We start from the raw sequence: 23536 nt of genomic DNA, 5'->3' as shown, positions 1-23536 counted from the left end.
ACCCCGGTCTGCGGCGCCAGAGCGCGCTCCGCGCGGGGCAGGGCCTGCACGAGGTCACCGAGGGGTCCACCAGGTCCGGGGACTGGACCTGTCGAACATGACGCTGACTTCCCGATCGGCACCCCGTAACGGCCGCCTGCGGCAGTCAACCCGGGGAAGGCGCTCCCGGCGGCAGGGAGGAGAGGAATCCCGTGCGGGGTCGGGGTTGAGGTCTGCGGCATGACCCGGTGACAGGACAGGGAGGCGTGGAACCCGGGTTGGGCCGGTTCTCGGGGGCCGCTGCTCCTGGATTCGGGCGGGGGCAGCGTGCTTGACTCCCAGTCACGGCGGGGATCGCGGTCCCGGCGGCCCCCGTCGGTCGGTGGGTGAGGCCAACCCCCGGGCCGGTAGGGGGGTGTACCGGATGGTCCGCGGTGCCGGTGGGCGGCGAAGGTTGGGCCCATGATCACCACGCGCACGTTCCTGCTGGCCGCGCTGCTCGTCCCCCTCGGGGCCACGCTGGCCGTCACACCCGCCGCTTCCGCCGCCGCCCCGTCGGCACCGTCCGCCGCGTCGGTTTCCGCCGACGCGGCCGCGTTCCGCTCGCCCGAGGCTGCCCTCGACCGGGTGGCGCACCCGTTGCGCACCACCGAACCCCGGGGCAGCCTGGCCGATCTGCGCCCGTTCGGCGCGATGGTCGGCGACGCCAAGATGGTGGGCGTGGGGGAGGCCACCCACAGCTCGCACGAATTCGTCACCCTCAAGCACCGCGTCTTCCGCTACCTCGTGGAGGAGAAGGGCTTCCGCACCTTCGCCTTCGAAGCCGCCTGGAGCAGCGGTCTGCGGATCGACGCCTACCTCACGCGCGGCGAGGGCGACCTGAAGCAGATCATGGACGACGAGTTCCAGGGCACCTACCGGTGGTGGAACAACGCCGAGAGCCGCGACCTGCTCCGCTGGATGCGCGCCTACAACATCCAGCACCCCGACGACCCGGTGCACTTCGTCGGCGACGACAACGGCTTCGCCGGCCCCGGGCTGTACGACCAGGTGAACGCGTTCGCAGCCGCGTCCAGCCCCGAACTCGCCGCGCAGATCGCCGAGCTGTACCGGGGACTGCGGCCCGCCGGCAGCGCCGAGACCTACGTCAACGACTACCTGGCGAAGCCGCTCGCCGACCGCAAGGAGCTCGCCGAACGGACCGGCCGGGCGGTGGAACTGCTCAGGCAGCACCCCGGCGCCGATGACGAGGCCCACGCCTGGGCCCTCCAGCACGCCACCGCGATCCACCAGATGACCACCCTGTACGCCTTCGACCTGGACGACCCCCAGAACATCCCCGCCGCCATGCTCTACCGCGACCGCGTCATGGCGGACAACGTCGCCTGGTGGCAGCAGCGCACCGGCAGCAAGATCATGATCTCCGCCCACAACACCCACGTCGCCCTCAAGACCTACGCCCCCGCCAGCCACCCCCCGTCCAGGGCGAGTTCCTGCGCGAGCAGCTGGGCGCCGCCTACCTGAGCGTCGGCCTGAGCTTCAACCAGGGCACGTTCAACGCCTTCAACCACGACGGCGTCCCGGAGCGGTTCACCGCCGCCCCGGCCGCCCCGGGCAGCGCCGAGTACACCCTCGACAAGGTCCGCTACCGCGACTACGTCGTCGACCTGCGCAACACCCCCACCGCGGCTCGCAGTTGGCTCGCCGAACCGCACACGATCAAGAACATCGGCGCCACCTACCCCGGCATCGCCGACGCGCCGCAGATCCGCCTCGCCCAGACCCACGACGTCCTCATCCACCTCCAGGAGGTCCAGGCCGCCCAGATGCTCAACTGACACCGGACGACCACCCCGCCGTGCCGGCACGGCCTCGGGCTCGTCATCAGGGGATCTCCCCGGTGCCCAGGCCGGCGGGCATGCGCCGCACACGGACGGGAGGGCTCGGGCGGCGGCACGGCTGGACCGGGCGGGGCGGGGGCGGGACGATCGAAGCGGACAGCTTCCCGTTCGAAGGAGCGCCGCTCATGTCCGGTGAACATCGGCCCGCCACCGGTCCTGACCTGCGTGTCACCGTGGAGCGGGTGTCGGAGTCGGTGTGCGTGGTGCGGCCGGTCGGCGACATGGACATGGACCGCCGCCACCAGTTCGCGGCCGCCCTCGACGAGGCGATGCAGCCCCCGGCGGCACGTGTGGTCGTCGTGGACCTCGCGGGGCTGGGCTTCTGCGACTCCACGGGAGTCAACGCCCTGCTCACCGCCCGGACGACAGCTTCGGCCGCGGGCATCCGGCTGGTGGTGGCCGGCCCGAGCCAGCAGATGCTGAGGCTGCTGGAAGCCACCGGCGCCGACGAGGTGTTCGACATCGAGGAGGACGTCGACGCCGCGCTCAACGCTGCCGACGGCTGATTCGGGTGGCCTGCGCCGGACGCCCGGTGACAGTCAGGCAGGCAGGTGGGGCCCGGTCCCGGGGGCGGATGCCGGTCGCTTGCTCGGTTGCCGGCCGGGGGCTGCGGCCTTGTCCGGTTCGTTGCCCCGGGACTCGGCGGCGCGGGAGCGGGTCGGTGACGGCCGGTCAGATTGCCGGCATGAGCACCGGCCGCGCCGGTCCGCCGCCCACCGGGCTGCGGTCGCCTCGCCGACAAGGCCGAACGGGCGGCGGAGAGCGTACCGGAGGCGAAGGGACGAGACGCGGCATCGGTACGAGCTCCTGCGGCTCTTCGAGCGCATCCCGCCCGCTGCGGTGAACGCACCGGTCACCGCAGCGGGCGGACCGTGCAGGCCGGGAGGGCTCCGACGATCGGGGGCGGCTGTGCGGGCTACGATCCGGGCTGAGCGCCGCCGCCTCGGAGGTGCCAGCGGCGGACGCATCGTCAAATGCGGCGCTGCCGTGGGGGAGTGGGACTGCGGGCTGGGGCATGGGACCGCCCCGCTGCCGGCTCGGCCCCGGCTGCCGTGATGTCGCCGCCGTGCTGGGCGTGGCCGGCCTCGACGAGCCGTGGGCGCAGGTGCTCGCAGGTCGGTGAGGCCGGCCCCGGACGGTCGCGGTCAGGCGTCGCCGTTGAGCATGGCGGCGGTCAGGACGTGGCCGGCGACACCCCAGCCGCCGTCGACGACCTCGTCGACGAGGACGACCGTGGTGGCACGGGCCCGCTCTCCGTAGATCTCCGCGTACAGCTCGGTGGTGCGCTCGACGATCTTCCTCTTGTCCTCGGCGGTGACGGTGCCGGCGGGAACCTTGAAGTTGGCGAAAGGCATGGGGACGTACTCCTTGGAGGGGTTTCTTCGACGGGATCGGAAGTGCGGGCGGCCGGTCAGACCAGGCCGCCGTTGGCCCGCAGGACCTGGCCGTTGAGCCAGTGCCCTTCCGGGCTGGTGAGGAACGCGACGACGGCGGCGATGTCCTCGGGGGTGCCGAGACGCTCCAGCGGGGAGCTCTTGGCGAGCCGGTCGATCTGCTCGGGGGCCTTGCCGTCGAGGAACAGGTCCGTCGCGGTGGGACCGGGGGCGACGGTGTTCACAGTGACGTCCCGTCCGCGCAGTTCGCGGGCGAGGATCAGCGTGATCGCCTCGACGGCCCCCTTGCTCGCCGCGTACGCGCCGTAGGCGGGGAACTGCGTCCCGACCACGGAGGTCGAGAACCCCACGAAGGAACCGCCCGGCCGCAGCCGCCGGGCCGCCTGCTGCGCGACCACGAACGTGCCGCGGATGTTGGTGCGGTGGACGGCGTCGAGCACGGCGAGGTCGAGGTCGGCGATCGGCGACAGGGCGAGCCGGCCGGCGGCGTTCACCACGACGTCCACGCCGCCGAACTCCCGCTCCGCGCGGTCGAACAGGGCCGCCACGGCGGTCTCGTCCGCGACGTCCGCCCGCACGCCGACGGCGCGCCCGCCGTCCGCGACTATCGCCGCCACCGTCTGCTGGGCCGCGCCCTCGTCGGAGGCGTAGTTCGCCACGACGTCCAGGCCGTCCCGGGCGAGCCTGCGGGCGACCGCGCGGCCGATGCCGCGCGATCCTCCGGTGACGACGGCGACCCGCGCGGCCGCCGGTGAATGGGTTCGAGTGTCGTGGTTCGTGGTCATGGCGTCCACGATGCGCGGCCGCGACCGGCGGAACCAGGGGATGTCATCCCCTGGGTCGGCGGCCCGGCCGAGCGCAGAATGGGGGGCATGACTGCTGCGAGACACCGCGAGTTGGGTGCCTTCCTGCGCTCACGGCGCGAGCGCATCCGCCCGGCCGACGTCGGCCTCCCGGCCGGGCCCCGACGCCGGGTGCCCGGGCTGCGCCGCGAGGAGGTCGCCCAGCTGGCCGGCGCGTCGGTGGACTACTACAACGAGCTCGAACGGGGAGCCGGGTCCCAGCCGTCCGAGCAGATGATCGCCTCGCTGGCCCGGGCCCTGCGGCTGAGCGCCGACGAACGCGACTACCTGTTCCGCCTGGCGGACCGCCCGGTGCCCGCCCAGGGCGGTCCGGCCTCCCACGTGCACCCCGGCATGCTCGACCTCCTCGACCGGCTGGCCGGGACACCGGCCCAGGTCATCACCGACCTGCACGTCACGCTCGTGCAGAACCCGGTCGCGGTGGCCCTGCTCGGCGACCAGTCCGGCTTCCGGGGACCTCGGGCCAGCTTCGTCCACCGGTGGTTCACCGAACCCGACGCCCGGCAGCTCTACCCCGAGCCCGATCACGAAGCCCAGTCCCGGGCCTTCGTCGCGGACCTGCGGGCCGCCGCCGCCCGCCGGGACGCGAAGGACACCGAGGCGGCCTCGATGATCCGCGCACTGCTCGTCGCCTCCGCCGAGTTCGCCGCGCTCTGGGCCGACCACGACGTCGCCTTCCGGCGCGACGACCGCAAGCGTCTGATCCACCCCACGCTCGGCACGATCGAGGTCAACTGCCTCAACCTCTTCAGCGAGGACGGCCGGCAGCGCCTGCTCTGGTTCACCCCCGTGGCCGGGACCGACAGCGCCGGCCTGCTCGACCTGCTCACGGTCGTCGGCACCCAGAACGTCGTGCACCCGACACTCTGACGGAGCGTCGCCCGCACAGGCGAGGCGGACGGCGGGCCCCGGACCTCCAACAGCCGCCGGAGTGCGATCGGTTGCGGGCCGGGGGCCGTACGGCGGGCGGGGCCGGTGTCGGGTGCGGGTTCCTGTGGTGGCGTCGTAAGGGCATGCCGCGGATGTTTCCGACTTTCCCGCGGTGGACATCCGCTCGCGGCGGGGGCCGTCCGCCCCCCTCGTGCGTGGTCGACGTCGAGCGACGAAAGGACGACGACACGATGACGAAAGCCGACGACAGCGACCCCGTCCTGTGGATGATGCCCTTCGCCGCGCAGAACAAGGCCTGGGGCGCGCCCGAGCCGGTTGACGAGATAGTGATCGGCAACTCCTATCCGGCACCCGCCCCGTTCTACGACGGCGATGTCGAGAAACTGTGCATGGCCCATGTCAGTCCGGCGGACGCCTACCTGCATTCGCGCGTCTTCGACGGCTCGTGGAGCGGCGACCACTCGGACACCAGGGTCAGCGCGGGAGCCGTCGCCCTCGCGGCCCGGACCACCGACGAGCTGTGCTGCGTCCACACCACGGCCACCAGCAACACGCTGTCGTGGACGCTCAGCACCGACGGCGGTGAGAGCTGGACGGCGGACCAGACGATCCCCGATTCGCCCGACAGCGGGAGCTGCGACCTGGCGTACTCCAACAACACCCTCATGCTCGTCACCAAGACCGGCAGCGCCCTCACCTGGAGCCAGTTCGACGGCGCGACCTGGGGCGGGTTCCAGGCCGTGCCCGGTCAGAGCGCCTCCGGTCAGCCTGCGGTCAGGGAGTTCAAGGGACGGCCGTACCTCGTCTACCAGAGCCCGGGGGCCGGCACCACCGATGTGCTCTGGAGCGTCTACGACCGGGCCGGCTCCACCTGGAGCACCGCGCAGAAGGTCTCCGTCCAGGCACCCAAGAACCCCATCTACCCCGCGCTGGGGGTCGTCCCGGGGGACGACAAGGACGAACAACTCCTGGGCGTGGCCGTCGACGCGGACGGTGCCCTGTGGTGGTGCGCCTACAACGGGGGCGCCGGCACGTGGACGGAGGCGTGGCAGCAGATCCCGGGCGTCGCCGACGCCGCGCACCCGCGCCTCGCGTCGTACAACGGCACCCTCTACGCCTTCTACGCAGGCACCCCCGCCAGCACGTGAGCCAGACCCGAACCCGAACCTGGAGCAACGATGACCTACGTCCTGCACATCAACCCCGGCGCGAGCGACGCCGACTACATCGTGAAGACGCTGGGCCAGAACGTCATCCTGGCCAAGGCGGTGACCGCCACCGGCGGTGATTCCCTCGCCGGTGGCAACACCACCAACGTCGGGTGGGTGAGTTTCGCGCCGATGGCCAACAACGCGGTGTCCTGGGAGGAGCAGTACACCTTGTACGCGTCCCTCACCACCATCGAGGAGGGCCACACCATCTCCCAGGACACGCCGCTGGGAGGCAACGCCGACATGGGCGTCTACTACGACTTCGACGGGGCCGCGTTCACCCGCAACAGCACCCAGAAGCCGCCCTCCGACACGGCCTACTGGGTCCGGAACAAGAGCGAGGGGTCGGTGAAGAAGGCCTACACCTTCGGCCTCGCGCAGACGTCGACCATGTCGGCCGAGGGACGAGACGACGGATCGTCCCCGCTCTGCGCCGTGACCCTCGGTCCGGGCGAGCAGGCGTCCTTCGTCCCCGAGGAGCGGGTGTCCGTCTTCCTGGACAAGTACCAGAACAACGGAACCGTCATCCTGCACGCATGGAGCAACCCGTGCGAGGTCACCCTGGTCGACGGCACACCCGTCACGCTGCTCTTCGATCGGGACTCCAGCTCGTTCTACGAGAAGAACTGACCCGGAGAGGGCGCCCCGATGACGGCGAGGTGAGGTGCCGGGCCGTCAGTTCGGCGGCCGGGCCCGGCGATCCGCTCCTCCGGGCCGGGCACGCCCGGCGCCCACCGCCATCAGCCTCCTCGCCGACCACGCCCACCGAGCCTGGTGGGCGGCCCACCGGGAGGGGTCAGCGCTCCGCGCCGAGGCCGGCGGTGTCGTCGGTGCGGTGGTCGAGCAGCACGGTGACATCCACGACGCCGTCCACGCTGCGGCACAGGCGTTCCAGCACGTCGACGAGGCTGCGCCGCTCCACCGTGCCGGTGAGCGTGACCCGGCCCTCCTCGACCGTGACGCCGAGCCCGTCCGGGGAGAGGCCCATCGCGGCGTCGAGGACGTCGTGGCGGATCTCCTCCCGGATCGCCCGGTCCTGCCGGAGGAAGACCCGCAGCAGGTCGCCCCGGCTGACGATGCCGATGAGCCGTCCGGCCTCGTCGACGACGGGGAGCCGTTTGAGGTGCGCGTCCTGCATCCGGCGGGCGGCCTCCACGACCGTCCACTCGGGGCGGCAGCACAGCGCCGGGCGGCTCATCAGCTCGCCCGCGGTGGTGGCCCGGCTGCGGGCGGCCTGCTCGGGGGGCAGGTCGGGTGCCAGCAGCAGCCCGGACGGGTCCTCCTGGGCGCACTCGCCGAGCAGCAGGTCCGCCTCGGAGACGATTCCGACGGGCCGGTCCTCGGCGTCCAGCACGGGCATCGCCGTGATGTCGTGCTCGGCCAGCAGCCGGGCGATCTCCTTGAACCCGGTCCCGGGCCGCACACTCACCACCGGACGGGTCATCAGCTGACCCACGCTTCGGTGCCGCATCGTCACCGTCCTTCCTGTTCCTGTTCCTGGTCCCGTGCGGTCGCGGGTCATCGGGCGGACGGCGGGGACGCGTCGTGTCGGACCACGACGACGGGGCACGGCGCGTGCTGGACGCAGTGCTGGCCGACCGACCCCAGCAGCGCCCCGGCGAACCCGCCGTGCCCGCGACTGCCGACGACCAGCAGTTCGGCGTCGCGGGCCGCGGCCAGCAGGGCCGCGACCGCGCCGCCCCTGACCACCCGCGCGGCGATCCAGACCGGGCGCTCGGGGTCGGACGCCTCGGCGATGGCGGCGTCGAGGGTCTTGCGTGCGATGCCGGCGGCGAAGTCCTCGTCGTCGGGGTGGCCGGTCCAGCCCGGCGCGTTGGGGTGCTGCCAGGCGGTCACGGCCTCGACGGCCGCGCCCACCGCGTGCGCCTGTCCGACGGCCCAGCGCAGCGCGTCGACGGAGGCCGGGGACCCGTCCACCCCGACCACGATCCTGCGCGGTACCGCGTTCTGCTCCTGCACGGTGTGCCTCCCTTGGGGCCAGTCGTTCCCGGTGGTAGCTCCACCTTCGTGCGACGGTGCGCGGCGCTCCAGGGCCGCTGGGGCCAACCATGGGGGCCGACGGTCCCGCCGCGGCGACCCCGGGCCCCTGGCGACGGCAAAGCCCCGGACAGACGCCGAACAGGCACCGGACAGGCACCGGACGGGGGCCGAACGGATGCCGGGCGGTGACCAACGGCCCAGCGCCGCACCGGGCCCGTGCCCTGAACTCTGGTCCCGGGCCGCCCCGTCCACCGGACGGAGTTCCAACCCCACGCCATCCAGGGCTTCCTGACTGGCCGACCGCGCACGTGAGGAGACCGCCATGACGTCCACCGCAGAACCGACCCCCGCCCACACCGACCCCCGCACCGCGGGCCCCGGCCAGGAGACCGCCGGGCGTGCACTCGCCGCCGCGCGGATGGCCCTCGGGTCCGTCTTCCTCTGGGCCTTCCTCGACAAGGCCTTCGGCCTCGGCTACTCCACCAAGTCCGCCAACGCCTGGGTCGAGGGCGGCTCGCCGACCAAGGGCTTCCTCAGCCACGTCGAGGCCGGTCCGCTCCGGTCCACCTTCCACGCCTGGGCCGGCCAGCCGTGGGCGGACTGGCTGTTCATGCTCGGCTTGCTGGGCATCGGTGCGGCCCTGATCGCGGGGGTGGCGCTGCGTCCGGCGGCGGTGTCGGGAACGCTGCTGCTCGCCATGATGTGGGCGGCCGAGTGGCCTCCCGCCCGGCACCTCGCCGGCGGGGCGCCCAGCGGATCGACCAACCCGGTCGTCGACTACCACATGGTCTATGCCCTCCTGCTGATCGTCCTCGCGGCCACCCAGGCCGGTGACCGATGGGGCCTGGGACGGCAGTGGGCCGCCCTGCCGGTGGTCCGGTTCCGCCGCTGGCTGCGCTGAACACCCGCCGACGCCACCCGGACCCATGCCAAGTCCTGCTGCGAAGAAGGACCTTGGGTCCTCGCGAGGGACCGTCGGGTCCTGTCGGGGCGGCCGCCGCGAGCAGCAGCATGGATCCCGGAGGCGGGACACCGGGTCACCGTCCGACCGAAGGGAACGGCCATGGGCCACGGAATCGTCACCGGGTTCGACGGATCGGCGCGGTCCGAAGCCGCAGTCGGCTGGGCCGCCGCCGACGCGGCCCGGCAGGGCGAGCCGCTGCGGATCGTGCACGCCTGGCCCTGGCTCGGCTCGGCCTGGAGCGACGGGCCCGCGGCGGCTCCCCACCGCGGCGCCCTGGAGGAGCTGGAAGGCCTTGCCGACCGACTGCGCGGCACCCACCCCGGGCTGGACGTCGTCACCGAGGCGGTGGCCGACGACCCCGCGGACGCCCTGCTCGCCCGTGCCGCGGAGCACCGGCTCGTCGTACTCGGCTCGCGCGGCCTCGGCGGTTTCGCCGGCCTGCTGGTGGGCTCCGTCGGCCTGGCCGTGGCCGCCCGCAGCACCACCCCGGTGGTGCTGGTCCGTGACGGCGCGCCCGCAGCTCCTGCCGGCGCCGCCGACCGTCCCGAGATCGTCGTGGGCGTGGCCGGTGAATCCTCCGCGGCGGTGCTGGAGTTCGCGTTCGCCGAGGCCGAGCGCCGGGGAGCGCGAGTGCGGGCCGTGCACGGATGGGAGGCGGTCCCGTTCTGGACCGCGGCAGGCTGGATGCCGCCGCAGGAGGACGTCGAACTCCGCGGCGCCGAGCTGATGGACGTGCTGACCAAGGCGCTCGCGCCGGTCCGGGCGGCACATCCCGGCGTCGAAGCCGTCGCCGAGACCAGGACCGGCGGCGCCGCGCACGCGCTGGTTGCCGCCTCGGCCCAGGCCGACCTGGTCGTGGTGGGCCGCCGGCAGCACCGTCTCGGCACCCGGCTCGGCGCCGTCGCCCATGCCGCGATCCACCACTGCACCGCCCCGGTCGCCGTCGTCCCGCACGACTGAGACCGCCGCCCCGCGCCGTCGCCCTCTCGGGCCGGCACGCCGGCGATCCGGTCGCCGGTCGCTGTGGGGTTGACGCTCCGCCGCCCGGTGGCCCGCGTGACCAACGACGCGGATGTCCCGCACGGACAGCCGGCCACCACAACGGTCCCTGCGGTCCGGTCTGTGCCCCCTGAACTGCTGGAGGAGAGGTCCTTCCGGACGGGGAACCTCTCCCCCTGTGCCGAGGGCGACGCCGGCGGGCTGATGTTCGGAGCCGGCTGGGCCTGGGCGGACCACCGGACCCGTCAGCAGCGCCTGCGGCAGCGGGGCGACCGGCCCGCCTTCACCACCCCGCCCGCTGCGGCCCACCGGCCCGCCGGCTCCACGTCGACCGGGAGGCGGACATGCCCGAGTGCGGTGCCGCGCCGATCACCGAGCTCGGTCACTACGGCGAAGAGGGCCGCGCCGACCGTCGCCGGCAGGGCCGAGTCGGCACCGGCCGGTGCGAGGGCGTCGAACGGCGACGACAGGGCCCCCTCGCGTGCCCGGGGTGTCGAGAACCCGAGCCGCACCGGAGGCCCTGTCGTCATGCACGGGCAGACCGAAGACCGCCCGACCGAGCCGCCGCATCCGTACCCATGCTCACCTGCTCACCGAGACCGGTACGGCAGCGGAGTCTGACACCCGGTCACGCGACCGGCCATTGGTACCAGCTCTGTCCCAGACTGCCGGTCGCCTCCCACTGGATGGCGTGGGCGCCGTTGGCGGTGCTGCTCGAACCGATCGCCAGGTACTTGCCGCTGTGCCCGTTGACGATCTGCGATCCGCTGCGGTACCACACCTGGCCGGGGCTCTTGTCGAGGCACTCCCACTGGATGGCGTGGGCGCCGTTGTCGGTGCTGCTCGACCCGATGGCCAGACACTTGCCGCTGTTGAAGTTGACGATGTGGTCTCCGTCGTCGTACCAGATCTGCCCGAGGCTGTTCTCCAGGCACTCCCACTGGATGGCGTGGGCACCGTTGTCGGTGCTGCTCGACCCGATCGCCAGACACCGGCCGCTGCCGTCGTTGACGATCCGGTAGAAGGTGGCAGCCGCCGAGGAACGCGACAGCGACTCCTGCGCACGGGCGAACTGTGCCGGCGCCAGACGCGCGAGGTCCTTCACCTCGTCGGGCGTGAGCCGCTGGCCCGCCGAGCCGGCGTCCACCCGCGAGTCCGGCTGGGCAGTGGTGCTCGGGGCGCCGTAGGCGGGGACCGCCAGCGCGCAGAGCAGGACGGTGATCACGGCACCGAGGGGCTTGGAGACACGAGACATTGCTGTCCTTTCCTGTCCGGGGCCCGGCCCACTTCCTGGGCGGGCGACGGGGTGCGGACCGCCGCCTGCCCGGTCCGCCTCTCCCGCACCAGCATCGGCGTCGGCGCCGGGAACGGTCCTCCTGTTTCAACGTCCGCTGAACAAGGGCGAATTGGGCGAAATTCGTGGCATGCTCGAAACAAGACCTGCTGCCGCCGCAGCCAGGAGAGGGAACGGGGGGAACGGATGGTCTACCGCTTCCACTTCACCAGCGCGGACCTGGCGCGCACCCGGGTCGCCGAAACCGCCCGGCCGCTCGAAGAGTTGGGCATCGCCCTGCGCGTCCTGCAGGACCGCAACCACGACCTGCGCTTCGGCGCGTGGCGCCGCGCGACCCGCGCCCGCCTCACCCCACGGGCCCGCATGGTGCTCGACCTGACTCCCGTACACGGCTGGTCACCCGCCTTCCTCAGCCCGGCCGGCAGCGGCCCCCTGCCCGAACTGCTGGAACAGGTCGCCGCCACCCCCCGGACCCGGATACGCGCCTCCCTCGCCGCCATCGCCGACCACCAGGGCCTGCCCGCCTGGACGCACCACCTCGGCGAGGACCCGAGCCTCCTTCGCCAACTCGCCGACACCCTCGGGCAGGTCCACTCGGCGGCGCTGGCACCGTACTGGCCGCAGGTCAGCGCCGGCCTCGCCGCCGACCGGGCGCTGCGGGCCCGGCACATGCTGCACGGCGGCGTCGAACGGCTGCTGAACGGGCTGTACCCGCCGCGGATCCGCTGGCGGCCGCCGGTCCTGGAAGTGGACCTGCTGTCCGGCATCGAGGGCGACGTCCACCTGGAGGGCCGGGGCCTGCTGCTGATGCCCTCCGTGTTCGCCACCCACGCACCCCTGGTCGACCCGGACACCGAACCCCGGCCCGTCCTGACCTATCCGGCCCACTACGACCCGGCGGCCGGCCCCTTCCTCGTCCCCAGGCCCGCCGCCGACTCCGCCCCCGCACCGGTGTCCGCCCTCCTGGGCCGCACCCGCGCCGCCGTGCTGCACACCATCGCCCAACGCCCCGGCTGCACCACCGGCGAACTCGCCGGCGCCCTGGGCATCACCGCCTCCGGGGCCAGCCAGCACGCCACCGTCCTGCGCGAAGCCGGCCTCGTCACCACCCTCCGCGACCGCAACACCGCCCTCCACACCGTCACCCCGACCGCCCTCGCCCTGCTGGAACGCAGCTGGTGACGGTGCCGACGACCCGTCAGGGCGGGTCGGGCGTCCGGGTCCCGCCGCCGGTCGGGGCGGGTGGACGCCGCATCCACTCCACCGAGGGCGCCGGGACCCACGCGTGCCCGGGCGGCGCCATGCCGCCGCCTGTGCGCCGAGGCGGCTGCGCAGGTCGTCCCGGCCGCCCGGGCCCGGCCGTCCAGGCCCGTCCAGGCGCGTTCGGCGAGGGCGGGAAGGCGGGGCAGGAGGAGGAAGGAGAGGGCGTCGGGGCGTCGTTCACGGCCTCGCACCAGATCGCCGCTGCGAATCCGGCGACGACGAACGGGGCCTCGGTGGCGATGCCGGGTCTCGGGCCGGAGCAGCGCGCCGAGAACCGGTGCCACCGCCCGCTGATCGAACAGCTCGCCGCCGCAGCCTATGAGGCGCCGGCCCGCACAACCGACACGAACACCGGCGGCAGCAGCAACAGCAAGCCGTCCTCGCGCATGCCCGGCAATCTCCAGCAGCCCGACGAGATCATGTCGAAGCTCACCGACGTGGCCTACGCCTACTCGAAGGCGTGGCTCGGCGGCGCGCACAGCGACGTGACGGCCAACCTGCGCGCCCTGGCCGCAGCCTCCCAAGACGACGACGAAGCCCGCGAGCTGGCCGCCGACCTCCGGCCGATCGTCCGCCGGGCCCGAATCCTGATCGGCTACCAACACCAGCAGCAGCACTTCACCGACATGGTGTGCGACTGCGGCGGCGCCCTCGCCGTCGACCGCAGCATCGACTCCGGGACCGTCGTCCGCTGCGCCGGCGCCCCCGGCACCGGCCCCTGCAAGATCACGTTCCCGTGGTGGACGTGGGCCGACATGCTCAAGGCGCTGACAGGGAGCAGAGCTGACGCATGAAAAACCCCTGGTGGCCAACCAGGGGGGAGAACAGTTTGTGGGAGTTGGTAGCGAGTCCCCGAGGGGACGACCCCGGGCCAGAAACTGGTGGGCGTTGAGCAGCAGCGAGAGGCTTCTCTCTATCCGCGAAATCCGCAGGCGAGTGGCGGTTGAGCTGCGGATTTCGGCCTTTCCGACGCTATGGCGATGAATGCTGTTGGGCACCGGTTCGGCGCTTGATCGGTCGGCTCGGCGGTGGCGGGCGGTGGTTGCCGCCGGTGCATATCCGGCGGATATTCATGCGCCGCGTGGGCGGTGTTTATGCGTAGCGGCAGCGAAGCGCCGGCCGGCGCGCCTCGGGCAATGGGTTGGGGCTCGCCGGCCGGCAGGTCTTCGTGCTCAGTCTATGGTCGCGGACCAGCGGCCGCGGCTGAGGTGGATTCTTCCGTCGGGGTCGATCTTTGCCGGGCAGCCGTAGAGGGGCAGGCCGCCTTCGACGGCGTGCCAGTTCCGGATCCGTTCGAGGCCGTCCCAGAGTCGGCGGGGCCCAGCCTGGTGGACGGTGGGCGGCTCGAAGCGTTCGGCTTCGGCGCGGGCCCACGATCCGTCGGGGTGGGCGAGGTAGGCGGTGCGCCGGCCGGGTCGTTCGTCGAAGTCGATTTCGATACCGGGCGTGGTGATCGTGAGCATCGACCAGATCTCCCAGCTGTTGCGGATGTCGGCGACGGGATACCGGTAGGCGGCGACGTGTTCGCCGTCGGCTTCGCGGGCGGTCTTGAAGATGCCGTCGAGTCCTGGCGGGTAGTCGGGGCCGTGGCGGGTGGTCATGAAGCCGGCCCAGTCGCGTTCGATGACACCGGTGGCGCCGCCGTCCCGGTCTTTCCAGGCGGTCAGGATCAGCGCGGTGTCGGCGATGGTGGTGACGAGGCGTCCGCCGGGCCGGAGTGCCTGGAGCCAGGAGGCGGGGATGGGGCGGGCGGCGACGGTGGCGACGAGCCGGTCGTAGGTGCCGGGGATCGGACCGGTGGCGTCCACGGTGAGGAACTGGGGCCGGAGTCCCATTTCCTCGTCGAGGCGGTCTCTTGCCGCGCGGGTCAGGTACTCGTCGACGTCGATGCTGGTGACGCGGCGGTCGCCGAGCCTGATGGAGGCGATGGCGGTCAGTCCGCCGGCTCCGGTGCCGACGTCGAGCAGGGTGTGGTCGTCGCCGATGCGGGCGTGCCGGAGCATCTTGACGACGAGCGCGGTGAGGGTGGCGGAACTGGTGGGCCGCCCGGCCGGGTTGTCGTCCGGGGTGGCGTGGTCGGCGTGGAGTCCGCCGACGCTGGTGACCATGGACTGGTGGCCGTAGGCGCGGCTGTGCCAGAGGTCGGGGTCCTTCATGCCGTCGATCAGCCGCCAGCCGCCGGCTTCTGCGGGTTCCCACCACTTGGGCACCAGCAGGTGCCGGGCGACTTCGCTGACGGGGTGTCGCCAGCGGGAGTCCGGGTCGGTGGTCTGTTCGGCGAGACCGCGGGCGTGTTTCGTCCAGTCCATCAGGGTCACCCTCCTTTCTACAGGCCGTGGGCGGGGTTGCACGAGGAGTTGGTCGGCGGGCACTGCTGGCTGTCGTCGTGGGGCGCGCACTCCATGAGCGAGGTGGTGGGCGGCGGGGCGGTGCCGTAGGCCGGCGAGCATGCTTCGGTGCTCGCGGGGTTGCAGTCGTTGGAGTCGTTGGGCGTGCAGCCGGCGGTGGCGGTGCGCTTGGGCGGGATGCTGGCGGCGACGTTCGCCCACTCGGTGCTGCCGAGGACCGCGGCGAGTCCGCCGGGTTTCTTGACGTTCCCGGAGTCGAGCCAGCGGCCGATCACGCACGGCGCTACGCGGCCGTCGGGGAGGATGGCGAGCCGGCCGCGGGTGCAGTTCCCGCACAGCGCGTCGAGGGTGGGCGGCTGGCCGCCGCCGGCTCGGCCGACGTGGCGGGCGTCGTCGAGGGTGATGCTCTGGACGCCGAGCGCTTGCAGTTCCTGCATGGCGAGTTGTTCGAGCTGCCCGTCGTGGCAGCGGACGATGCCGGCGCGGAGGGGGATGCCGAGGCTGAGGGCTTTGGCGATGTTGGCGCGGGTCTTGGCGTGGCTGCCGGGGACGTTGGTGACGCGGTCGTGTTCGCCGGCGTTGACGGAGTAGTACGAGGTGCCGATCCGGACGCCGTGCTTGGAGAGCACCGCCCAGCCCTTCTCGGTGATGTGGAAGAGGTTGGTGAACACCTCGACGTTGAGGTTCAGCGCCAGGGCGTGGTCGACCAGGTCGGACCAGCCGGGGTAGGCGGTGGGCTCGCCGCCGATCAACTGCACCAGCCGTACGCCGAGTTCGGCGCATTCGGTGATGACCTTCTTCCAGTCGTCGAGGGTCATCGTGCCGTGCGGCACGTCGGGGCCGGACTCGTTGTAGCAGTGGGTGCAGGAGAGCTGGCACTTGCCGGTCAGCTCCAGTTCGACCGAGGCGGGCGCGGTGAACGCCGCCCCCTGGGGTCGTTCCATGATCGCGGTCATGATGGTTGTCCTTCCTTCGGGTTGAGGTGAGCGAAGGGGGTCGGTGCTGGGCCGCTCCGGCGGCCGACAGCGGTGGCACGGCCGCCGGAGCGGAGTCTCAGGCGGCGGCCGGCGCGGGCCGGCCTTCGTGGAGCAGCGGCAGCCACATGCCGTGCTTCATCGCGTCGAGGGCTTGCGCGATGCGGCGGGCGGTGCCGTCGGAGACCTCGGGGTGCGTGGCGAGTTCGTCGGGGTGCAGCCACTCGAAGCCGGCGATTTCGGAGACGGCTCCGGACGGTACGCGCATGCCGGCCTTCTGCTGTTCGGTGAACTCGCCGGCGTCGAACACGAAGTTGACGCCTTCGCAGGATCCGGTGACGGGGTTGGCGGGGACCTGGTCGACGGCGACGAGCGCCCAGAGGCGGACGTGGAGGCCGGTTTCCTCGGCGAATTCGCGGCGCACCGCTTCGTCGAAGGGTTCGTCTTCGTTGGCGCCGCCGCCGGGCAGGATGAGTCCCTTGCCGTAGAGGGTGCGGACGAGGAGGACGCGCCCTGTTTCGTCGCGGGCGATGCCGAGGCATCCGGCTCGGCGTCGGGGGTGGGCGTTGTTCGGGATGTCGCTGTGTGCCACGGTTGGCGTTCTTTCGTGTCTCGGCGGTGGTGGCGGCCGGTCAGCAGTAGAGCTTTCCGGTGCCGTTGCAGGACTGGCAGGTGACGCGCTTCTGGTAGGTGAAGGTCTTCGAGGGGTCGACGACGTCGGGTCGGGAGATCTGCTCGTACCTGTGGCCGGTGCCGCCGCACGGGGGGATGAGAGGTAGTTGGGCTGCTTCGACCCGGACATGGTGGGTGTGTGGTGCCGTCCGAGAGGGGGGCCGGCTGTCCGTTCCGCAGGCGACGCGGCCGTATCGCCTGCTCGCCCGGGGCCGCCGGGCGGGGGTTGGACAGCCGGCCGGCTGAGGGGTGCCGCCCCGGGGCGCGGTTGTCGTAGTGCGGGCCGGGGGCGGCTGGCGCGGCTGGGGGGGCAGTCGCGCCCTTCCGCCGGGTGTGGGCCGGCGGGAGTTGAGGAGTTCAACGGCTTCTCGTCGCTGAACTGGTCGGTGGTGAGCCATCGGGGTGGTGTGCGCCCGGCGATGAGCGTCTCGTTGCGGGCCGCGCGGGCGCCGTTGAAGAAGCCGCCGATGCCGATGCCGTAGACGCTGGTCGCGTCGGAGTCCACGGGCCGTCAGGCGGCGTCGCGTTGGGTGCTTCTGCCGCCGGGGCACCTGTGGCATCGGCAGGCGGGCCAGGTGTACGTGGACAGCGGCGGTGTGATCGATTCGGTCACGGTGGTCGTCTGCGGGCCGCGGGTGCCGTCGGGGTCCACCCGGTAAGTGGTAATCGTGAGTTGCGTCCTGGAGTTCGTCGGGGACCTCGGGGTGGTGCAGGTTGAAGGCCGGCGATTCGGAGCGGATCCGCGGCAGGGTGGTGAAGTTGTGCCGCGGCGGCGGGCAGGAGGTCGCCCACTCCAGGGAGCGGCCGTAGCCCCACGGGTCGTCGACGTTGACCTTCTCGCCGTACTTCGCGGTCTTCCACACGTTGTAGAGGAACGGGAGCATCGACAGGCCGAGCAGGAACGAGCCGATGGTCGACACCGTGTTCAGCGTGGTGAACCCGTCCGAGGCCAGGTAGTCGGCGTAGCGGCGGGGCATGCCCTCCGCGCCGAGCCAGTGCTGGACCAGGAAGGTGGTGTGGAAGCCGAAGAACAGCGTCCAGAAGGTGATCCTGCCGAGGCGCTCGTCCAGCATTTTGCCGGTGAACTTGGGCCACCAGAAGTGGAAGCCGGCGAACATCGCGAAGACGACGGTGCCGAACACCACGTAGTGGAAGTGCGCGACGACGAAGTACGAGTCGGAGACGTGGAAGTCGATCGGCGGGGAGGCCAGCAGGACACCGGTCAGGCCGCCGAACAGGAAGGTGACCAGGAAGCCGATCGACCAGAGCATCGGCGTCTCGAAGGAGAGGGATCCCTTCCACATGGTGCCGATCCAGTTGAAGAACTTCACGCCCGTCGGCACCGCGATCAGGAAGGTCATGAAGGAGAAGAACGGCAGCAGCACCTGTCCGGTGACGAACATGTGGTGCGCCCAGACGGTGATCGACAGGCCGGCGATGGCGATGGTGGCGGCGATCAGGCGGGAGTAGCCGAACATCGGCTTCCGGGAGAAGACCGGCAGGATCTCGGAGACGATGCCGAAGAACGGCAGCGCGATGATGTAGACCTCGGGGTGGCCGAAGAACCAGAACAGGTGCTGCCACAGGATCGGCCCGCCGTTGGCCGGGTCGAAGACGTGCGCCCCGAACTTCCGGTCCACCTCCAGGGCGAACAGCGCGGCCGCGAGGACCGGGAAGGCCAGCAGGACCAGCAGCGAGGTCAGCAGGACGTTCCAGGTGAAGATCGACATCCGGAACATCGTCATGCCGGGCGCGCGCATGCAGATGATCGTGGTGATGAAGTTGACCGAGCCGAGGATGGTGCCGAAGCCGGAGAAGGCCAGGCCCATCACCCACATGTCGCCGCTGATCCACGGGCTGCGCTCGGGGCCCGACAGCGGCGTGTAGGCGAACCAGCCGAAGTCGGCTGCCCCGTTCGGGGTGAGGAAGCCCGCGATCGCGATCAGCGAGCCGAACAGGTACAGCCAGTAGGCGAACATGTTCAGCCGGGGGAAGGCGACGTCGGGGGCGCCGATCTGGAGCGGCATGATCCAGTTGGTGAAGCCGGCGAACAGCGGGGTGGCGAACACCAGCAGCATGATCGTGCCGTGCATGGTGAACGCCTGGTTGAACTGCTCGTTCGACAGGATCTGGGTACCCGGCCGGGCCAACTCGGCCCGCATGACCAGGGCGAGCACGCCGCCGATCAGGAAGAACGCGAACGACGTCCCGAGATAGAGGCTGCCGATCGTCTTGTGGTCGGTGGTGGTGATCCAGCGGATGATCGCGTGTCCGGGACGGGCGGGCGGCGGCGCGGGGGAGGGGGCGGGCGGCGGACTGCCGCCGGTCAGGACGGTCAAGAGGAGCTCCTCGTCAGGGGTGAACCCGCCACCTCTACCAGCACCTTCGCGCGCGGCCCCGGTCGCGCACCGGTGCGTTGAAGCCGACCCTCGTGCAACGGGCCGAGGTCTTCGTTTCCCGGACATCCGCCAGAGCGCGGCGAGGCATGGGCTTCCGGCACCCGGGCAGCCGCCCCTCCAGACGGGCTCCGCCGCGAGAACGAGGAACGACATGACGGCCGCACGCGAGACCATGAGCGACCGGCGACGTGCTGGCGGCGGTCCCCGCCACCCGACCACCCCATCCCGGTCCCGCCCGGACGACCACCGCCCGCCCCGTCCGGACGGGGCGGCAGCCGCACGGAAGCACTCCCCACCCCATGACGCCCTTTCCTCACCCCGACATCACCAGCCTGGACGCCCTCGCCGACTTCCTTCGCGCCCACCAGGACCGGCGGCTGTACGTGCGCTGGTCCCGTGGTCCCGGGGCGGACCTCGCACGCGACGGCGGCAGCCTGGACGACCTGACCCGCGAGACCTTGCCCGGACTGTCCGTCAACTCCCTCTCCGTCGAGAACTGGTGGCAGGGACGCCCGCTGCGTCTGTGGGCAGCACGCCGCCTGTACGACTACTCCCACCTGCGGCGCGACAAGGCACCCGGTGTCCACCCGTGGATCCTCACCGGCACCGAGACCGGCCGCGGACCGGACAACGAGCCCCTCCTCACCGGCGCCCGCCCCCTGGCCCGCATCAGTGAGGACGTCATCGCCGAGGCGGACGAGGAGATCGCCCGCCAGGCGGGCCGCTGGGGGCCCATGCGCCGGGGCGAGGACAACTGAGACCCGAGCAGGACCGCAAAGCACCCCGGGGACGTCTGCGCCGCCCGCAGAGGGGCGGGGCCGTCCTCCGGCGACACGAGAGGCGGACACGCCCATGACGACACGACCCGACAGCCACCGCATGCTCACCATCTACCTGAACAACCACCTGGCCGGTGCCGAGGCCGGCACCAGCCGGGCCCGCCGGCTTGCCTCCGCCCGTTCCGAACGGGCGGAGGGCCGGGCTCTGCGGCAACTGGCCGCGGACATCGCCGACGACCTGACCTCCCTGCGCCGGGTGATGCGGGAACTCGGCGTCCCCGAACGCCGCCCGTACGCCTGGCTCGGGCGCGCGGGCGAACTGGCCGGCCTGCTCAAACCGAACGGCGCCCTACTGCGCCGCTCCCCGCTCACCGACCTGGTCGAACTGGAAGCACTCCGCCTGGGCGTCCTGGGCAAGCGCCAGCTCTGGGCCGCCCTGGCCGCCCACTTCGGCGACGACCCCCGGCTCGACCGTGCCCGGCTCGACGAACTCACCGAACGAGCCGATCGGCAGGCCGACCTGCTGGAGGAATTCCGCCTGCGCGCCGCCGGAGTGCTGCCCGCCCGGCCGTGACCGGACGGGCACCACGGCCGTCGACGGACGACCGGCCCCTCGCACCCGGCCGACGGGGTGCCCGGCCGGGCGCCCCGGAGTGCATGACGGTCTTTGGCTCCACAGATTTCCGCGCCGCCGTGGCGACGTTCGGCGCGTCCTGGACCCCGGCGACCGAAGCGGCCGTGTCGGCCGCCGCCTCCGTCAGCGGGCCCCGCGGGCTGTCGCGGTCCGCAGCATGAAGGGCGTCACGGCGGAGGCGAGCACAACGCTCCGCAGCCACTCCGTGCCCCCTGCCGAACCCGAATGCGCCGGGAGACCGCGACTACCGCACTTCGCGGTCCGGCGCGGCCCCCGCCCACGATCCACCCGAACGCAGGGTCCGATGGCTCTGCCACGCGCTTCGGCTTTCGTTTTCCGTCCCGGGCTCTTCGCCAACACGGCATGCCCGCAAACGGATTCGAATCCCGTCCAGCCATAGCGTCCTGGGGGAGCCGGGCGCCGGGACGGCGTCCACCGAACACTGGACGAGGAGGGCCATGAGCGACTCGGGGCCGATGAAGAAGATCACCGAGAAGGTGAAGGACGCCGTGGAGGCGGTGGCGCCCGACCGCCGCCCGGAGGTGCCGGGGGCACCGGGAGCCGCGCCCGCCGAGGTGGCGGAGCCCACCGAGCCGCGCGAGCCGCTGCCGCCCAAGCCGGACCAGGGCGCCCCGGCCCCGCTCTCCGCGACCGGACGCGGCCCGCAGGACGGCGCGGCGGCCCGGTCGCAGGACGGTGCGTACCTGACGAGCGCCCAGGGCGCCCGGCTGCCGGATTCCGACCACTCGCTGAAGGCGGGCCCGCGCGGGCCGGTGCTGCTCCAGGACCACCACCTGCGCGAGAAGATCACCCACTTCGACCACGAGCGGATCCCCGAGCGGGTCGTCCACGCCCGCGGGGCCGCCGCCCACGGCGTCTTCGAGGGCTACGGCGCGGCCGGCAGCGTGTGCAAGGCGGCGTTCTTGGGGAAGGGCGTGCAGACGCCGGTGTTCACGCGCTTCTCCACGGTGCTGGGCTCGCGCGGCTCGGCGGACACGGTGCGCGACACCCGCGGCTTCGCGACCAAGTTCTACACCGACGAGGGCGTGTTCGACCTGGTCGGCAACAACATCCCGGTGTTCTTCATCCAGGACGCGATCAAGTTCCCGGACGTCATCCATGCGGGCAAGCCGCACCCGGACCGGGAGATCCCGCAGGCGCAGTCCGCCCACGACACGTTCTGGGACTTCGTCTCGCTGCACACCGAGGCCACCCACCACACGCTGTGGAACATGTCCGACCGGGGCATCCCGCGTTCCTACCGGATGATGGAGGGCTTCGGCGTTCACACCTTCCGCCTGGTGAACGCGGAGGGCGGCACGAGTCTGGCCAAGTGGCACTGGAAGCCCAAGCTCGGCGTCCACTCCCTGGTGTGGGAGGAAGCGCAGCTGATCGCGGGCGCGGACCCCGACTTCCACCGGCGCGACCTCTACGACGCCATCGAGGCCGGCGCGTTCCCGCAGTGGGAGCTCGGCGTCCAGGTCTTCCCGGACACCCCCGGGCAGACCTTCGAGGGCATCGACCTGCTCGACCCCACCAAGATCGTCCCCGAGGAACTGGCCCCGGTGCAGCCCGTGGGGCTGCTGACCCTGAACGCGAACCCGACGAACTTCTTCGCCGAGGTCGAGCAGGTCGCCTTCCACCCCGGGCACCTCGTCCCCGGCATCGACATCACCGACGACCCGCTGCTGGCCGGACGGCTGTTCTCCTACCTGGACACCCAGATCACCCGGCTCGGCGGCCCCAACTTCGCGCAGATCCCGATCAACCGCACCCACGCGCCCGTCAACGACATGCTGCGCGACGGCTTCCACCAGGACGCCGTCCACACCGGCGTCGCCCCCTACAAGCCCAACTCGCTGGACGGCGGCTGCCCGTTCTTCGCCGGCACCGACGCGCACGCCTTCGTCGAACACCCGCTGCCGGTGGCCGCGGCCACCAAGGTCCGCCAGGCACCCGCCAGCTTCGACGACCACTTCAGCCAGGCCCGGCTGTTCTGGCGGAGCATGACGCCCGTCGAACGCGAGCACATCATCGCGGCCTACGGCTTCGAGCTCGGCAAGTGCTACGAACAGGCCGTCAAGGAGCGCGCTCTGCGGACCCTGGCCAACATCGACCCGTTCCTGTGCGCCCAGGTCGCCCAGGGCCTGGGCCTGCCCGCCCCCGAGCCCACCGAGGTGCCCGGCGACACCGTGCCGAGCCCCGCGCTGTCCCAGCTCGGCCGCACCTGGCCGGTGGCCGGCCGGACCATCGGCCTGGTCGCCGACCCGACCGGCGACCTCGCCACGCTGGCGTCCCTGCGCCGGGCGGTCCTGGACGCCGACATGGTGCCGCTGGTCATCGCTCCCACCGGCGGCCGGCTCACCAGGGAAGGCACGGACCCGGTGACGGTCCAGCGGACGTTCGCCACCGCGCGCTCCGTCGAGTTCGACGCGATCGTGCTCCTCGGCGCCCCCGCCCCGGCGGCGGACGCGACCGCCGGACGCGACGCCAAGGCCGGCGCGGGCGGTGCACCCGGCCCCGTCGACCCCCGGATCGTCCTGATGCTCGGCGAGGCATGGCGGCACGCCAAGGCCCTCGGGGCGACCCCGGCCGCGCGCCGCGCCCTGGACGCCGCCGGCATCGCCCCCGACGCCCCGGGCGTGGTGGTGGCCGACGACACCGGCGCGCTGCTGGACGGCCTCACCGGCCTGCTCGCTGCCCACCGCGCCTGGGACCGCTTCCCGCCGCCGACGGAGGCCGCGCGCTGACACCGGCCCGGCGCGCGGAAAGGCCGGCACCGAGCACGGGGAGGCACCGGGCACGGTGGCGAGAACTGCTGAGCGGCACATCGCCCTCCCCGCGCTGCGGATGCGCCGGCTGCGGCTGGCGTTCGTCCACCGGCCCTATCCGCCGGATGCGGTCCAGCGGCTGCTCCCCGCCGGGCTGACCGTCGACGAGCGGAAGGCCTGGCCCGGTTCACCGTGGCGG

21 protein-coding genes and 1 pseudogene are annotated in these 23536 nt (G+C 72.4%); 13 read left to right on the top strand and 9 right to left on the bottom strand.

What is annotated here, in order from left to right:
- Positions 1 to 441: 441 nt before the first annotated feature.
- The 3 genes from ACFV1L_RS13485 (at position 442) to ACFV1L_RS13475 (ending at position 2386) form a co-directional block, all read left to right on the top strand.
- Positions 442 to 1503: an erythromycin esterase family protein gene (locus ACFV1L_RS13485; protein WP_380365476.1), complete on the top strand. Its 1062-nt coding sequence runs from the start codon at positions 442 to 444 to the stop codon at positions 1501 to 1503.
- Positions 1473 to 1817, top strand: a complete 345-nt coding sequence (locus ACFV1L_RS13480) for an erythromycin esterase family protein (protein ID WP_380365563.1) — start codon at positions 1473 to 1475, stop codon at positions 1815 to 1817. Before ACFV1L_RS13485 ends, ACFV1L_RS13480 begins: the two co-directional genes overlap by 31 nt.
- A gap of 188 nt (positions 1818 to 2005) precedes the next feature.
- The gene (locus ACFV1L_RS13475) at positions 2006 to 2386 is read left to right on the top strand and encodes an STAS domain-containing protein (RefSeq protein ID WP_380365474.1); all 381 of its coding nucleotides are present in this window, start codon (positions 2006 to 2008) and stop codon (positions 2384 to 2386) included.
- 639 nt (positions 2387 to 3025) lie between these two features.
- Here ACFV1L_RS13475 and ACFV1L_RS13470 read toward each other — a convergent pair.
- Positions 3026 to 3235 carry a tautomerase family protein gene (locus ACFV1L_RS13470; protein ID WP_380365472.1) on the bottom strand — a complete coding sequence of 70 codons (210 nt, stop codon included), beginning with the start codon at positions 3233 to 3235 and terminating at the stop codon, positions 3026 to 3028.
- A 56-nt stretch (positions 3236 to 3291) separates the two neighbouring features.
- The gene (locus ACFV1L_RS13465) at positions 3292 to 4059 is read right to left on the bottom strand and encodes an SDR family oxidoreductase (RefSeq protein WP_380365470.1); all 768 of its coding nucleotides are present in this window, start codon (positions 4057 to 4059) and stop codon (positions 3292 to 3294) included.
- A 78-nt stretch (positions 4060 to 4137) separates the two neighbouring features.
- On the opposite strand from ACFV1L_RS13465, the gene ACFV1L_RS13460 reads away from it, so the two are divergent.
- The 3 genes from ACFV1L_RS13460 (at position 4138) to ACFV1L_RS13450 (ending at position 6869) form a co-directional block, all read left to right on the top strand.
- A complete protein-coding gene (locus ACFV1L_RS13460) occupies positions 4138 to 5007 on the top strand; it encodes a helix-turn-helix transcriptional regulator (protein WP_380365468.1) in 870 nt (289 codons plus the stop codon).
- Between the two features lie 251 nt (positions 5008 to 5258).
- Positions 5259 to 6176 carry a hypothetical protein gene (locus ACFV1L_RS13455; protein WP_380365466.1) on the top strand — a complete coding sequence of 306 codons (918 nt, stop codon included), beginning with the start codon at positions 5259 to 5261 and terminating at the stop codon, positions 6174 to 6176.
- 30 nt (positions 6177 to 6206) lie between these two features.
- On the top strand, positions 6207 to 6869 hold the full coding sequence (locus ACFV1L_RS13450) for a hypothetical protein (RefSeq protein WP_380365464.1): 663 nt from the start codon (positions 6207 to 6209) through the stop codon (positions 6867 to 6869).
- Positions 6870 to 7035: 166 nt separating this feature from the next.
- Here ACFV1L_RS13450 and ACFV1L_RS13445 read toward each other — a convergent pair whose 3' ends face one another.
- Both ACFV1L_RS13445 and ACFV1L_RS13440 read right to left on the bottom strand, forming a co-directional pair.
- On the bottom strand, positions 7036 to 7710 hold the full coding sequence (locus ACFV1L_RS13445; RefSeq protein WP_380365463.1) for a CBS domain-containing protein: 675 nt from the start codon (positions 7708 to 7710) through the stop codon (positions 7036 to 7038).
- 47 nt (positions 7711 to 7757) lie between these two features.
- Positions 7758 to 8219, bottom strand: coding sequence for a universal stress protein (locus ACFV1L_RS13440; RefSeq protein ID WP_380365462.1), 462 nt, complete (start codon positions 8217 to 8219; stop codon positions 7758 to 7760).
- 343 nt (positions 8220 to 8562) lie between these two features.
- Between ACFV1L_RS13440 and ACFV1L_RS13435 the strand changes: the two genes are divergently transcribed.
- Both ACFV1L_RS13435 and ACFV1L_RS13430 read left to right on the top strand, forming a co-directional pair.
- Positions 8563 to 9141, top strand: coding sequence for a hypothetical protein (locus tag ACFV1L_RS13435; RefSeq protein WP_380365460.1), 579 nt, complete (start codon positions 8563 to 8565; stop codon positions 9139 to 9141).
- A 162-nt stretch (positions 9142 to 9303) separates the two neighbouring features.
- Positions 9304 to 10164: a universal stress protein gene (locus ACFV1L_RS13430; RefSeq protein WP_380365459.1), complete on the top strand. Its 861-nt coding sequence runs from the start codon at positions 9304 to 9306 to the stop codon at positions 10162 to 10164.
- 667 nt (positions 10165 to 10831) lie between these two features.
- On the opposite strand, the gene ACFV1L_RS13425 is transcribed toward ACFV1L_RS13430, so the two are convergent.
- The gene (locus tag ACFV1L_RS13425; RefSeq protein ID WP_380365457.1) at positions 10832 to 11458 is read right to left on the bottom strand and encodes an RICIN domain-containing protein; all 627 of its coding nucleotides are present in this window, start codon (positions 11456 to 11458) and stop codon (positions 10832 to 10834) included.
- Between the two features lie 225 nt (positions 11459 to 11683).
- On the opposite strand from ACFV1L_RS13425, the gene ACFV1L_RS13420 reads away from it, so the two are divergent.
- Together ACFV1L_RS13420 and ACFV1L_RS13415 are read left to right on the top strand one after the other, a co-directional pair.
- On the top strand, positions 11684 to 12679 hold the full coding sequence (locus ACFV1L_RS13420; RefSeq protein WP_380365456.1) for a DUF5937 family protein: 996 nt from the start codon (positions 11684 to 11686) through the stop codon (positions 12677 to 12679).
- 314 nt (positions 12680 to 12993) lie between these two features.
- A complete protein-coding gene (locus tag ACFV1L_RS13415; RefSeq protein WP_380365454.1) occupies positions 12994 to 13554 on the top strand; it encodes a hypothetical protein in 561 nt (186 codons plus the stop codon).
- Between the two features lie 378 nt (positions 13555 to 13932).
- Here ACFV1L_RS13415 and ACFV1L_RS13410 read toward each other — a convergent pair whose 3' ends face one another.
- The 4 genes and pseudogenes from ACFV1L_RS13410 to ctaD all read right to left on the bottom strand — a co-directional run.
- Positions 13933 to 15069 (bottom strand): 50S ribosomal protein L11 methyltransferase, encoded by a 1137-nt coding sequence (locus tag ACFV1L_RS13410; RefSeq protein WP_380365452.1) that lies wholly within the window; start codon positions 15067 to 15069, stop codon positions 13933 to 13935.
- Between the two features lie 17 nt (positions 15070 to 15086).
- Positions 15087 to 16064 (bottom strand): radical SAM protein, encoded by a 978-nt coding sequence (locus ACFV1L_RS13405; protein ID WP_380365450.1) that lies wholly within the window; start codon positions 16062 to 16064, stop codon positions 15087 to 15089.
- A gap of 97 nt (positions 16065 to 16161) precedes the next feature.
- Positions 16162 to 16674 (bottom strand): NUDIX domain-containing protein, encoded by a 513-nt coding sequence (locus tag ACFV1L_RS13400; RefSeq protein WP_380365448.1) that lies wholly within the window; start codon positions 16672 to 16674, stop codon positions 16162 to 16164.
- A 739-nt stretch (positions 16675 to 17413) separates the two neighbouring features.
- Positions 17414 to 19018 (bottom strand): annotated as a pseudogene (ctaD, locus tag ACFV1L_RS13395) (cytochrome c oxidase subunit I); the annotation flags it as partial.
- 434 nt (positions 19019 to 19452) lie between these two features.
- On the opposite strand from ctaD, the gene ACFV1L_RS13390 reads away from it, so the two are divergent.
- From ACFV1L_RS13390 to ACFV1L_RS13380, 3 genes are all read left to right on the top strand, one after another.
- A complete protein-coding gene (locus tag ACFV1L_RS13390) occupies positions 19453 to 19911 on the top strand; it encodes a DUF6098 family protein (RefSeq protein WP_380365447.1) in 459 nt (152 codons plus the stop codon).
- 94 nt (positions 19912 to 20005) lie between these two features.
- Entirely contained in the window at positions 20006 to 20506 is a 501-nt protein-coding gene (locus tag ACFV1L_RS13385; protein WP_380365446.1) for a hypothetical protein, read from the top strand.
- Positions 20507 to 21024: 518 nt separating this feature from the next.
- On the top strand, positions 21025 to 23316 hold the full coding sequence (locus ACFV1L_RS13380; protein WP_380365445.1) for a catalase: 2292 nt from the start codon (positions 21025 to 21027) through the stop codon (positions 23314 to 23316).
- The last annotated feature ends 220 nt before the right edge of the window (positions 23317 to 23536 follow it).

The organism is Kitasatospora sp. NPDC059646 (genome assembly GCF_042734615.1).
Lineage (GTDB): Bacteria > Actinomycetota > Actinomycetes > Streptomycetales > Streptomycetaceae > Kitasatospora.
Note: the sequence above shows the minus strand (reverse complement) of the source record. Positions and strands in the feature narration are given on the sequence as shown.